Origin of the sequence: Bacillus sp. AFS088145 (genome assembly GCF_002564465.1) — a bacterium.
Taxonomy (GTDB): Bacteria; Bacillota; Bacilli; order Bacillales; family Bacillaceae_G; genus Gottfriedia.
Window position 1 is genome coordinate 21,692 of sequence record NZ_NUUX01000031.1, and the last position, 13,614, is coordinate 35,305.

Genomic DNA, 13,614 nt, shown 5'->3' on the forward strand with positions numbered 1-13,614 from the left:
TTTTCATTTCTTTTTATATTCCTTAAACCATTCAACGAATTTAGCAATACCGTCTTCAATTGAAGTAGTTGGACTATATTGAATATCATTTACGAGTTGATCAATATCGGCATATGTTTCAATTACTTCTCCTGTAACCATCGGTAATAAATTGATATTTGCTTTTATACCAAGTTGCTTTTCTATAACTTCAATAAAATAGTTTAACTTTACTGGGCTATGGTTACCAATATTATAAAGTTTATAATACGAGGCGGATTCAGTTGGCGGCCCATTTTTAATGATTCTTACAATAGATTCAACTACATCATCAATATAAGTAAAATCTCGTTTCATATTTCCATAATTATAAACATCTATTGGCTGCCCGTTAGTGATTGAATTAGCAAATTTATATAATGCCATATCTGGTCTACCCCATGGCCCATAGACCGTAAAAAAACGCAATCCAGTAGTAGGAAGATTAAACGTATGACTATATGAGTATGCCATTAATTCATTTGATTTTTTTGTGGCTGCATATAAACTAATTGGTTGGTCAACTCGATCGTTAATTGAAGAAGGAGTTTTTTTATTATTACCATAAACAGAACTAGAAGAAGCGTATATGAGGTGTTTAATTTGATGATTTTTACAACACTCTAATATATTGGCAAAACCTACAAGGTTTGATTGGATATATGACCCTGGATTTTCTAAGCTATATCTCACCCCAGCTTGTGCTGCAAGATTAATGACTAGATCGAAATTATATTGTAAAAAGAGCCCTTCTAGTAGCTCCATTTCATGAATTGAGCCATTTGTGAAACGAAAATGCTCATATTTTTTTAAAAGTTCCAATCTATCTAATTTTAGACGTCTGTCATAGTAATCATTTATATTATCAATTCCAATGATTTGAAAACCTTGTTCTAATAGGCGTCTGCTTAGATGAAATCCAATAAATCCGGCACATCCAGTAATTAAGATGCGCATAGTATCAGCTTTTTTAATCTTAAAAACCTCCTTATCTAACAAGAGTTGGAATATCATATGATGGATAAAACGACAAAGTTCGAATACAAATCGAAATATGTATATAACTAGATTAGTAGAAAATACTTTTTTGATAGTATACACATATACCCTCACAATACTTGGACAAAATCATATGATTACATTAGGTCTAAACACACTTAGAGCAATAAAAGTCATAAGCAACTATTAATTACATTTCATTAAAAAGAAATGTGAATTTTTTTATGGGCTCTAAAAAGTAGGAGGGAGAAATTGAATAATATAATAATTGAGCCATGGATTGTCGATGAGCTTATTCATGATGAATTCTATGTGCCTGAATATATTGAAAAAATTGGGCTTGAAGTACTTAAGTTTTATGACCTTCAAGTAAATAGCATGCAAGTAATTACGACGAAAGCTGACAAAGGCGGAGCGATTTGGAAAATTGAAACAAACGATGGTCCAAAAAGCTTTAAGCTTTTACACAGAAGACCAACTAGAAGTATGTTTAGTTTAGGGGCTCAGAAGTATTTAGTTGAGGTTCAACAGGCTAGAGTTCCAAGCATTGTACGAACTAGAGATGGCGAGGAATATGTAGAAGCTGGTGGAAAACTATGGTTCGTTGCAGAATGGATTGAAGAGTTGGCACCAGTTTCTAAAGATTTAGAAGGTGCTAAGCAGTTATGTCATGCACTTGGTGAGTTTCATCGTTTAAGTAAAGGCTATGTACCACCGATTCAAGCAGAAATTGCATCAAGATTGCACAAGTGGCCAAAAAGTTATGAAAAAGTATATAACAAAATGAATTGGTTTAGAACAATTGCCTTGGCTTATGAAGAAATGCCAGCTAGTCAGGATTTATTAAATGTAGTAGATCTATTTCAAGAACAAGCAAGAAAGAGTATGGAAGACTTAAACAATTCTGGTTACTTTAATATGGTAAATGAAGGAAACGCAAGTTGGGGCCTAGTTCACCAAGATTACGGCTGGTCAAATGGTCAAATGGGACCAAATGGAATGTGGGTTATTGATTTAGATGGAGTTGCATATGATTTGCCAATTCGTGATCTTAGAAAACTGATATCTGGTACAATGTCTGATTTATTCGCTTGGGATGCTACATGGGTAAGGGAAATGATTAACGCATATCACGAAGCAAATCCAATTTCTAAAGAATTATATGAAGTATTAATGATTGATTTTTCAATGCCAAATGAATTTTATAAAAACATTAAAGAAGTACTTTATGAACCAGAATTATTTTTAGGTGAAACGACTAAACAATTAATTCAATCAATCGTTGACTTAGAGCAGTCAAAGTGGGCAACGTTGAATGAAGTTCGCAACGACTGGAGTGGAAAAGAATGAAAATATTAATGGTATGTACAGAAAACCTACCAGTACCTCCAGTTTTAGGCGGTGCGATTCAGACTTATATTGCAGGAAGTTTACCTTATTTAAGTAAAGTACACGATATAACAGTACTAGGCGTTAATGATCCATCATTACCAGATGAAGAAACAATCGACGGTGTAAATTATGTACGTGTGCCAGGAAAAGTATTAGAACTATATCGTGAAGGTGTAGTTGAATATATTAAAGGAAATCAATTTGATTTAATCCACATTTTTAACAGACCACGACTTGTCCTTCCGATTAGAAAAGTAGCACCAAACTCTAAAATCACTTTAAGTATGCATAATGATATGTTTAATATTGGGAAAATCGCTGTTGATGAAGCGAATTTAGTATTAGAAGAAGTTTCAAGTATCGTTACGGTAAGTGATTATGTAGGTAATGTCATTCGTGAACTTTATCCTCAAAGTGCAAATAAAATTAGAACGATCTACTCAGGTGTTGATTCCGACCGTTTCTTACCTGGTAATGATCCTAAAATGATTAGTACGAGAAACACACTTAGAAAAGAGTATGGTTTAGAAAATAAAACAGTTATTTTATTTGCAGGAAGACTTTCAGAAAACAAAGGCGTAGACCGTCTAATTAGAGCATTGCCAACACTTTCAAAAACCTTTAAAGATTTAGCTTTAGTCATCGTAGGAAGCAATTGGTTTAGTCAAAACAATGTTACAGATTATGTTGCTTATATTCGTGCTATCGCAAAAAAGCAAGATGTACCGATTATTACAACAGGATTTGTATCACCTTTTGAAATACACAACTGGTTTGCAGTAGCAGATTTATTTGTATGTACTTCATTATGGCAAGAGCCTCTAGCAAGGGTTCACTATGAAGCGATGGCAGCTGGACTTCCAATTGTAACAACTGCTCGAGGTGGGAATCCTGAGGTCATTATTCCAGGTGAAAATGGATTAATCGTAGAAAATCCAGTGGATCCAGATGAATTCGCTACCAAAATTACAGAAATATTATCAAACAAAACGCTAATGAAGAATATGGGAATAAAAGGTAGAGAACTTGCAGTTACTAAGTATTTATGGAGTCGTGTAGCAAATGAAATTCTATCTACATGGAGCCAAACTGAATATGCTTCATCTATTTCACCAGATCAATTAGAACAATATGAACCTCAAACATTATTTAAAACTGCAGTACAAAATACACAGTTGAATGTAGCTAATAATAATGTATCTGAAGTAAACGAACAACCGACGACAGAAANNAATCATTGAAGTAATCGAACCAACTGTAGAAATAAAACCAACTATCGAAATAGAACAAATTACAGAATCAATAGTAGAAGTACCAAAACCAGTAACTCAGTCCGAAATCAACACTCTTGAAGAAATGCTAGGAATCCTAGTAGAGAAAGCAAAATCAGTTCCTAAAGAAAAAGTAGTCGCGAAAGTAACGGAAGGATTTTCAGCTAATATGAATCCAAGAGTACTAAGACGAATTAGAAGAGTAACTGATCAAGTCGAAAATAATGCAACCTCTTATTCAAACCTAAACCAACGACCATATGCAAATGAAGTAAGTAGAATAGAAAATAGATCTAACAATCTATCTAATAATGTTAATTCAGAACCTTTTAGATTAAAGAAAATTCCTAGCGTTACTGAAATGCATAGAAACAGAAATCGATAAAAAATCATATTTTGAGGAACTTGTCTAAATAGAAAGAGGCTGTCTCATAAGTTTAAAGACTTTTGAGGTAGCCTTTTTTAGTTTGGAAATTATTTATTGATGACGGGGTTCAAAAGAGAGTAACTTATGCAACAAGTGAACTCTGCTGATCAAGTTATGAATACCGCTTAATTAAAGTTAAATTGGCTAAATTAACGCCAAAACTGGTGTAATGAATAACAACTCCTGGAACGACAAAAATGGCCAAATTAACGCTAAAAATAGCGTAATGAATGGTAATGACATGAACAGCAAATTTGGTTTAATTAAGGGTTAAATAGTCTTGATTAACGCCTATCCTGGTGAAAAGAATGACAATAGCGAGGATGAAAAATCTCTCATAAATAACGTTTATATTAGTACAATTAATGCCCATGCAGACGCAATTAATCTTCAAATCGCATAATGAATGTCATACTATGCAAACATGGATGCAATTAACACGAAAAGTCACTCAAATAAATTTATTTTGGTTAATGAATACCTATAAACATTATCTTTTAATAGTTTGGTTTAGTGTTCTTAAATAAATATATTTATAGGCGAAAAAAACCTAGTTTATAAGTCATAAACTTTCTAAACATAATAGGTATATATGGTGACAAGACCTCCTTCATTTACATATAAAGTATAATGAACAAATGTTTGGAGGCAAGTCAAATGAAAATCCGCAAGGCTATTATTCCCGCTGCTGGTCTCGGGACTCGTTTTTTGCCGGCAACAAAAGCGTTGCCAAAAGAAATGTTACCTATAGTTGATAAACCAACTATTCAATATATCGTTGAAGAGGCTGTAGCTTCTGGAATTGAAGAAATCATTATTATTAGTGGTAGAGGCAAACGAGCAATCGAGGATCATTTTGATAAATCATATGAATTAGAAGAATCATTATCTCGAAAAAACAAGCTAACTGTTTTGGAAGAAATGCAGAAAATATCCAATATGGTGAAAATCTTTTATGTGCGTCAAAAGGAACCGAAAGGATTAGGAGATGCAATATTATGTGCTAAGAGTTTTATAGGAGATGAACCATTTGCTGTTTTGTTAGGGGATGACATAGTGATGTCTACAACACCTTGCTTACAGCAAATTATTAATGTTTACGAGAAATATAATGCACCAGTTATTGCTGTTCAGAATGTTCCTGATGAAGAAGTAAGTAAATATGGCGTTATTAAACAAAAAGAAAGTACTTACGATACAAATACAAATCTATTTCAAGTTGAGTGTCTAGTAGAAAAACCAAAATTGAAAGATGCCCCATCAAATTATGCAATTATGGGACGTTACATTCTTACTCCAGAGATTTTTGATATTTTATCAACAATTTCTGTGGGACAAGGCTGTGAATTACAATTAACAGATGCGATTAACGAATTAAATAAAAATCAATTTGTCTTAGCATATAATTTCGAAGGTAAACGATATGATATCGGAAATAAAATTGGATTTATAATGGCTACAATTGATTTTGCGATTAATAGAGAAGATATAAAAGATGAGGTAATCGCTTTCTTAAACGAGGTCATATCTGATCATGCTCTAAATATGAAGAATCAGGATGTGGATTGACTTGAAAATTTCTATATTAGGTACGGGCTATGTCGGTTTAACAACAGGAGTCTGTTTAGCAGAGATTGGTCACTCAGTAACTTGTATTGATATAAATGAACTTAAAATAAAAAATTTGTGTGCAGGTATTTCTCCAATATATGAACCAGGAATTGAAGAGTTAATAACTAATAATATAAAGTTAGGAAGATTATCCTTCACAACCTCATATGATAAAGGGTTAGAAGATGCGAAGGTTATTATCATTGCAGTAGGTACCCCTCAAAGAGAAGATGGGGCGGCAAATTTATCCTATCTTGAGGGTGCAGCGATTGATATCGCAAATAATATTAAACAAGACGTAATTATTGCTATAAAAAGTACTGTTCCAGTTGGAACGAATGAAGTAGTAAAGGAAATTATTCAAAAAAATTGCAGTAAAGATATCGTAGTTGACGTGGTTTCAAATCCGGAGTTCCTAAGACAAGGTTCGGCAATTAAAGATACGATGGAAGCAGATCGAATCATTATCGGTAGCAATAATCAAGAGTCTGCTAGAATTGTTGAAGAAATGTATAAACCATTAAATGTACCAATCTTAATAACTAGTATTCGAAGTGCAGAAATGATTAAATATGCATCCAATGCATTTTTAGCTAGCAAAATAAGTTATATAAATGAAATTGCAAATCTTTGTGAAGTACTCGGTGCAAATGTAGAAGATGTGGCAAAGGGAATGGGGAAAGATAAACGAATCGGTGAAGCATTTCTATATGCTGGAATAGGTTATGGCGGCTCTTGTTTCCCAAAGGATGTTAAAGCATTATTGCATACAGCCGGGTTAAATGGAGTTGAATTTGGTTTTCTTAAGGAAACTATTTCAATTAATAATTTTCAACGTGAATTGCTCGTAAAGAAAGCTATTGAACGATTTGGTATATTAAAAGGGAAAAAGATTGCATGTCTAGGATTATCATTTAAACCAGATACAGACGATATGAGAGAAGCACCTTCTATTAATATCATAAATTCTTTAATAGAATTAGGAGCAGAAGTCATTGCATATGACCCCGTTGCAATTGACAACGCAAAAGAAATACTAGGTAACAATTTAACGTTCGCTAGTTCAATAAATGAATGTGTAACGGATACAGATGCAATTCTTATTGTTACTGAGTGGAGAGAATTTAGAGAACTTGACTTACCTAGCATACTAAAGAAAATGAAGAATCCAATCATTTTTGACGGAAGAAACTGCCTGATGGAAGAAAAAGTACGAGATTGTGAGAAAATAGAATATTACCCAGTTGGTAAACCGTCCATAATTCAATAGAAATGTAAAAACGACTTTCAAACTAATTTGAAGTCGTTTTTGTTATACTATTCATTTTGTTCATGTAATGGGCGGTAGATCGTTTTGACGAATTTATGTTTAAGATAAGGGAGAATTTTTTTTCTACGATTTACTAATCTGCCTACAATTGCCTTTTTGTCTTCCTTTGCTATTAACCAATCATCAGGTATTAATTCTACTATTTCTTCTAAAAGCAGTACCGGGAATCTTTGGATGATTTGAAGTTGTTCATTAAATTCTTCTTCACTAGTTATATATTGGGACATGAATTGATGAGTTGAACTTTTCATAATATTTTGAGGCAATGTTTCTAACTCTGAAGTTAACCAGCTATAGGAACCAAATGCTTCAGCATGGTCAATAATCCAAAGTTTAAATTGATCTAAATTTTCTTCGCGAAGTAAAATGTTTTTTCGAGTACGGTCTCCATTACACAGCCAATAATCGAATAAAATAATACCTGCAAGCTGATTGTTATTTAAAATACTAGGAACTGATACAACTTGATGTCCATTAAACGTTTCCGGTACATATAAAGAAGCAAACTGAAACTTTGAATGTTGAACTTCTTCCATGACTAGATCTGGTATTGTTTTTGAAAATTCTTCAGGAATAGAAACAATTTGAGCAAAAGGAACTGGTAAATCTAAAAATCTAGCAATACAATAGGCAACCCATTCGTTTGGTAATGTTTTCTCATATCCAGACCGAAAATATTTTACAACATAATCTCTACCATCACTAAATGTAATTAAGTGAGCATTGGATTTTCCTTCTAGTTTTTTAATATAGGAAACTGGTTCAATCATTTTGAATCACATCACTATTTTTGCCTTTACCAAATTTCAGTAGATATTCGCGATAAATATCGGCTACTTTATGAATAGCAAAATTATTTTCAACATGGTTGATCGCATTTTGCGATAGCTTTTCATGAAACTTCTTATTATCAACGATTGAATATATTTTTTTAACAGCATCTTGAACATCATGTCCTCGAAAAAGCATACCTGTTTCACCTTGAAGAACGATTTCCGAAATAGGCATTATATTAGAAGCAACAACAGGAACACCACAAGCCATAGACTCAATAAAGGTATTCCCAAATGATTCTACTTTTGTAGTTGCGATTGTACAACCACCAGATTGAAGTACTTTTGCGTATACATGAGGCATTTGTTGATAAGGAATAACCGGAAACCATTTAATTATATCGGTTAGATCTTCTTCCTTCCAAGCTAATGCAAAATCCTCTCGCTGAACGCTTTGAGCTCCTCCAATTAACCAAATTTCAATATCCGATCGTTCACTTTTTATCAATTTTGCAATTTCAATTAACATTGGCCAGTTTTTTCGCTTATCCACTCTACCGATACAGCACACAATTTTTTTATTGTTCGGAAGGATTGGATTATTTTCGGTTGCGATTTCATCTTGAGCTAATGGATGGAAAAATGATGTGTCAACACCATTGTAGATTACTTTAATGGGGATATTATCTGTTAAGATGGAAACTAATCTTTTTTGATAATTAGATGGAACAATAATAGAAACAGGTTCAATGGATCTGAATTTCTTTAAATGAGGTTGTAGTTTCATAAGCTCGGGCGTACGTGCTTCTACAATAACAGGACCTTTATATTTAGCTTTTAGTAACCATTTATATGCAGCTCCCGTATCTACTACTATGATTGCGTCATATGCATTGTTTTTTATAATATCAATAATTTCGTTTTCGTCCTTCGTTAAATAGACAGGTGCAATATCTTCCATTATGTGTAAGCCACCATGATCTGTTGTGTATAGAAACTCAGTATCAATGCCAAACCTTTTAAAATAAATTGAACGATTCCTCCAGCCAGCATTTACTCCACCAACTGTTAAGAGACGCCAGATTATTAAGACTTTCAAATTTTCCCCTCCTTGGTTTTAGGGTATACAAATAACGTTTAAACCGATTTGAAAACTAATTGTATACACGATTACAGCTATTGACCGGATTCAAATCTTGAATAGTAGTCCTATTTTAGTTAATTCAAATTGAGGTAAATTGTAAGGGCAATTAACTACTAACTACAAATATTTATTAGGTTAAAAGCAGAAAAACTTAACTTTTTTTTCCTTGCTCCTAGTTTAGGGATATGATAATGTATAAGAAAAAGAAGTATCGACTGCAACTTTTAAAATTTATGAAGGATAAACTTCAACGTTGGAAGGATTAAAAATAATGGAGCGACCTAATTTTAAATTGTTAGTAAAGGAAAAATTTTCACAATTATCACCAGGGCAAAAAAAAGTAGCGACTTATATGATTGAAAATCTTGAGGAGTGTGCCTTTAAAACTGCTCATCAAATTGGAAAAAAAGCTGAAGTAAGTGAAACAACGGTCATTCGTCTTTCATATGCACTAGAATTTGAAGGCTTCAGTGATATGCAGTTATGTGTTCAAAATGAGTTTCTTCATTTAAATAAAGCCGATTATATAAAAGAAAAAGAAGAGTTAAAAAATGCAGAAGGACAAAATACTTTTACAAAAATTATCGAAAATGAAGTAAATATTTTAAGAAACTTATTACAACCTTCGAATATTAAGGAAATTTCAAAAGCTATTGAAGCAATTACCTGTGCCGATCAAGTGTTAATAGTTGGTCATCGAGTATCCCATATAGCTGCGTACTGGTTTTCGAATACGTTAAGCTCAATTAGAGGTAACGTATTGTATTGTTCTCCTGCAGGTGACTTTTATGAAAAGTTTTGTAATTTAACAGAAAAATCAGTTGTTGTTGCCTTTTCTTTTCCAAGGTATGCAAAGGAAACATTAACAATTGCAGAATGTACGAAAGAAAATGGAGTAAGTTTAATTTCAGTTACTGATCGATTATTATCACCAATCGGTCGAATAGCAGATATCGTTCTAACTACAGAAGAAAATGTGGAAAGTGGTTCTAACTCAATCGCATCAGTTATTAGTCTATTAAATTTAGTGATTGCCGGATTATATGAAAAAGACCAAAAAAGAATTCAAATGTATCAACAAAAATTGGAAAAAATTTATTCTACCTATGAAGTGTTTATAGAATAGAAAAAACTGTTAGGAGAAAATCTGATGAATCCACAATCTTATCTAGATCATAATAAAGAAACTATTTTACAAACTTATCGGGATTTACATAAGCTAGCTGAGCCTAGTTGGCAAGAAGAACAAACAGCAAAGTATTTAAGAGAACGACTAAATGATACAGAATTTGAGATTAAAACGTATAAAAATCATTTTGGATTTATTGCTGAAATTAAGGGCCAAAATGATACAGTTGTGGCGCTAAGAGCTGATATGGATGCACTAGTTCAAGAAGTTGATGGTGTTGTAATGGCAAACCACTCATGTGGACATGATGCTCATAGTACGATGGTTTTATATGCAGCGTTGGCGATTTCTGCAAGTGGTATAAAGCCAAAACATACGATTCGATTTATCTTCCAGCCAGCTGAAGAAAAGGGTGAAGGAGCCCTTCAAATGATGGAAGATGGTGCATTAGACAATGTTATTTCATTGTTTGGCGTACATTTAAGACCAGAAAGAGAAGTACCTTTTCAAAAGGCATCTCCAGTGATCATCCATGGTTCTGCTGAAACGATTAAAGGGACAATTCGAGGAATTCAGGCTCACGCATCTAGACCACAAGATGGTATTAATGCGATTGAAGTAGCTGCTGAAATCGTAAATAAATTAAAGCAAATAAATTTAAATACGGGTATCCCTCATTCAATAAAAATGACCCAAATTCAAACTGAAAATGAAGCATCAAATACGATACCAGAAACGGTAAAGTTTTCACTTGATGTTAGAGCGCAAACAAATAACATTATGGATCAATTAAATGCGCGTACAGTTGAAGTTTTTGAGGAAACGATGTTTGAAACAAAAGCTAAGATTTCGTGGTCTATGGAAGAGTTTGTTCCAGCGGCCGTACAAAACGAGCAGGCAATAAAAATTACCGAAAGAGCCATTGCTGAAATGATTGGACAAGAAAACGTAGTGCCTGAATGTATTTCAAATGGTGGTGAGGACTTCCATTTCTATACAAATAAATATCCTCAAATTGCGGCTACAATGGTCGGTTTAGGATGTGGATTAACACCGGGGTTACATCATCCTCATATGAGTTTTAATTTAGAAGCACTTCATTATGGAGCGAAAATTTTAACTCAAACAGTTTTATTAGCATCAGAACAAGAACAATTAAGAGGTGGCGCAAATGCTAAACAAACTGAATCAATCTGAAGTTAAGACAGGAATTAAGATCCGTGCTCTACATTCCATCGAAGAAATGGGGCAGGTACGAGAACTAGAATCTAAAATTTGGGGACTTGAGGATTCGATTCCTACGCATCAAACAATTACAGCTGCAAAAAATGGTGGCTTAGTTTTAGGTGCATATTTTGACGATAAAATAATTGGATTTCAATATAGTTTTCCTGGTTATAATGGACAAAATGTTTATCTTTGCTCTCATATGCTTGGAATTGATCAAGAGTTTCGTAATAAAGGGATTGGAAAACTGCTTAAAGTTGCCCAGCGAGAAGAAGCTCTTAAACTCGGCTATAAACTGATTACATGGACTTATGATCCATTAGAAACCGCAAATGGATATTTAAATATTTCTAAGTTAGGTGGAGTTTGTAATACGTATATTGAAAACTGCTATGGAGAAATGGAAGACTTATTAAATAGTGGAATACCATCTGATCGTTTTCTAGTTGAATGGTATATTGCAAAAGTGGAAGAGGAAAAGGAGAATTTAAGACCTTTTGAATTAGATGAAGCAGTTAAAAATTCACTTATTAAATGGGAAGAAAACAATGAAGGAATACCAATGCCGATTCAAAATGATATTGATGTGTTTAACGATCTAGCCTTTGTTGCGGTACCAAAAGATTTCCGAACAATTAGAGAAACGAATATTAAAATTGCAAGCCAGTGGCGAATGCTTACTAGAGAGTCCTTTAAAAAATTATTTCAAAGCGGATGGAAAGTTAGTGGATTTTATAAGAATTCAGACACGGAAATACCAGTTCATTTTTATGTACTAAACAAATAGAAAAGTAATATAAAGGAGAGTTCAGAAATGAAAATTAAAAAAGTAATATTACGCCATATGAAGCTAGATTTATTGCATCCATTTACAACAAGCTTTGGTACTGAATATGACCGTGAATTTATTCTATTAGAAGCGATAAGCGAAGACGGTATCTCAGGTTGGGCTGAATCTGTTGCTATGCTTGATCCACTATATAATGAAGAAACGTTAAAAACAAATTGGCATATTCTTGAAGATTATTTAATTCCAATCGTGTTAAATAATGATATTAACCATCCAGACGAAATTTCCGAAAAATATTTCTCACATATTCGTGGGAACTATATGGCGAAAGCTGCCATAGAAGGTGCAATTTGGGATCTGTATGCTAAACAAGAAAATATCTCACTTTCAACTGCGTTAGGTGGAACTAAAAAGGAAATCGAAGTTGGAGTAAGTATTGGGATTCAAGATTCAATCGATTCAACAATTAATATTATCGAAAACCGACTTGCAGAAGGCTATAAAAGATTTAAATTAAAAATTAAACCAGGCTGGGATATTGAACTGATTGATAAAGTACGTAAAGTTTATCCAACTATTCCTTTAATGGCGGATGCTAACTCAGCATATACATTATCTGATATGGACCAATTAATTGCATTAGATGATTATAATTTAATGATGATCGAACAACCACTTGCATATAACGATATAATCGATCACGCAGATCTACAAGAAAGAATGAAAACTCCAATCTGCTTAGACGAGAGTATTCATTCACTAGAAGATGCTAGAAAAGCAATAAAACTAGGAAGCTGTAAAATTATTAATATTAAAGTTGGTCGAGTTGGAGGACTAACTCAATCAAGAAAAATACATGATCTATGCCAGAAAAATGGAATTCCATTATGGTGTGGTGGAATGTTAGAATCAGGAATCGGAAGAGCCCATAATATTGCAATCACGTCATTACCTAACTTCATACTACCTGGTGACACAGCAGCATCTGCATTATACTGGGCAGAAGATATTATCGAACCAGAAGTAACCGTAGAAAATGGAATGATTACTGTACCAACCAAACCAGGCATCGGGTACGAGCCACACATGCAAAATATCGAAAAATATACAATCAGTACGAAAGTATACAATTAGAATTAAATACTAGAGTAAGGAGAAGACACGAACCTAAGTTTATGGTTTGTGTTTTTTTCGTGATGATTCAAGGGCCTCTAATGAGTAAATATGGATCATCATTTTGCATTATTAAGTACTCACAATGGTGTTCCTTGTTGATCTAACGTTGAAATATTAATATAAAGTTCAAATCAACCTTACTTTTACTGGATAATGTTTAGATTTGAATGATTCTTACTCGATTTATGATTATTTCTTCTATTTTTTTGAATCGGATAAACTATTTTCTCATGATGCCAAGCCTTATTTGCAGTTTTCATAGTTTTAATTGCAGATTTACCAAATTTAATTGCAGTAATGACATTTTTTGTATCTACGTCAATAAAA

Annotated in this window: 13 protein-coding genes and 1 pseudogene; 10 read left to right on the forward strand and 4 right to left on the reverse strand. The window is 33.2% G+C overall.

The features are described 5' to 3' along the window. Positions 1 to 3: 3 nt before the first annotated feature. A complete protein-coding gene (locus tag COI44_RS18525; RefSeq protein WP_098429257.1) occupies positions 4 to 975 on the reverse strand; it encodes an NAD-dependent epimerase in 972 nt (323 codons plus the stop codon). Between the two features lie 294 nt (positions 976 to 1,269). Between COI44_RS18525 and COI44_RS18530 the strand changes: the two genes are divergently transcribed. The 6 genes and pseudogenes from COI44_RS18530 (at position 1,270) to COI44_RS18550 (ending at position 6,988) form a co-directional block, all read left to right on the forward strand. Next, a complete protein-coding gene (locus COI44_RS18530; RefSeq protein WP_098429258.1) occupies positions 1,270 to 2,367 on the forward strand; it encodes a CotS family spore coat protein in 1,098 nt (365 codons plus the stop codon). Beyond that, a pseudogene (locus COI44_RS18535) lies at positions 2,364 to 3,503 on the forward strand (glycosyltransferase family 4 protein); the annotation flags it as partial. The gene COI44_RS18530 and the pseudogene COI44_RS18535, both read left to right, overlap by 4 nt. A 262-nt stretch (positions 3,504 to 3,765) precedes the next feature. After that, positions 3,766 to 4,065, forward strand: coding sequence for a hypothetical protein (locus COI44_RS18540; RefSeq protein WP_098429260.1), 300 nt, complete (start codon positions 3,766 to 3,768; stop codon positions 4,063 to 4,065). 322 nt (positions 4,066 to 4,387) lie between these two features. Then, positions 4,388 to 4,510 carry a hypothetical protein gene (locus tag COI44_RS24695; protein WP_286163984.1) on the forward strand — a complete coding sequence of 41 codons (123 nt, stop codon included), beginning with the start codon at positions 4,388 to 4,390 and terminating at the stop codon, positions 4,508 to 4,510. Between the two features lie 254 nt (positions 4,511 to 4,764). Then, complete coding sequence (gene galU / locus COI44_RS18545; protein WP_098429261.1) at positions 4,765 to 5,676, forward strand: UTP--glucose-1-phosphate uridylyltransferase GalU; 912 nt, start codon at positions 4,765 to 4,767, stop codon at positions 5,674 to 5,676. A 1-nt stretch (position 5,677) separates the two neighbouring features. Next, a complete protein-coding gene (locus COI44_RS18550) occupies positions 5,678 to 6,988 on the forward strand; it encodes a UDP-glucose dehydrogenase family protein (protein ID WP_098429262.1) in 1,311 nt (436 codons plus the stop codon). A gap of 47 nt (positions 6,989 to 7,035) precedes the next feature. Here COI44_RS18550 and COI44_RS18555 read toward each other — a convergent pair whose 3' ends face one another. After that, complete coding sequence (locus COI44_RS18555) at positions 7,036 to 7,818, reverse strand: HipA family kinase (protein WP_098429263.1); 783 nt, start codon at positions 7,816 to 7,818, stop codon at positions 7,036 to 7,038. Continuing rightward, a complete protein-coding gene (locus tag COI44_RS18560; RefSeq protein WP_098429264.1) occupies positions 7,811 to 8,920 on the reverse strand; it encodes a glycosyltransferase family 4 protein in 1,110 nt (369 codons plus the stop codon). Before COI44_RS18560 ends, COI44_RS18555 begins: the two co-directional genes overlap by 8 nt. Positions 8,921 to 9,236: 316 nt before the next feature. Between COI44_RS18560 and COI44_RS18565 the strand changes: the two genes are divergently transcribed. The 4 genes from COI44_RS18565 to menC are packed head-to-tail and all read left to right on the forward strand — an operon-like array spanning position 9,237 to position 13,245. Further along, entirely contained in the window at positions 9,237 to 10,091 is an 855-nt protein-coding gene (locus COI44_RS18565) for a MurR/RpiR family transcriptional regulator (protein ID WP_098429269.1), read from the forward strand. Positions 10,092 to 10,115: 24 nt separating this feature from the next. Then, positions 10,116 to 11,291 (forward strand): amidohydrolase, encoded by a 1,176-nt coding sequence (locus COI44_RS18570; RefSeq protein ID WP_098429265.1) that lies wholly within the window; start codon positions 10,116 to 10,118, stop codon positions 11,289 to 11,291. Next, a complete protein-coding gene (locus COI44_RS18575; protein WP_098429266.1) occupies positions 11,266 to 12,108 on the forward strand; it encodes a GNAT family N-acetyltransferase in 843 nt (280 codons plus the stop codon). The genes COI44_RS18570 and COI44_RS18575 overlap by 26 nt, the downstream gene beginning before the upstream one ends. A 27-nt stretch (positions 12,109 to 12,135) precedes the next feature. After that, positions 12,136 to 13,245 (forward strand): o-succinylbenzoate synthase, encoded by a 1,110-nt coding sequence (gene menC / locus COI44_RS18580; RefSeq protein WP_098429267.1) that lies wholly within the window; start codon positions 12,136 to 12,138, stop codon positions 13,243 to 13,245. Between the two features lie 185 nt (positions 13,246 to 13,430). On the opposite strand, the gene COI44_RS24395 is transcribed toward menC, so the two are convergent. After that, on the reverse strand, positions 13,431 to 13,614 hold a 184-nt coding region (locus COI44_RS24395; RefSeq protein ID WP_218926932.1), incomplete at its 5' end, for a hypothetical protein.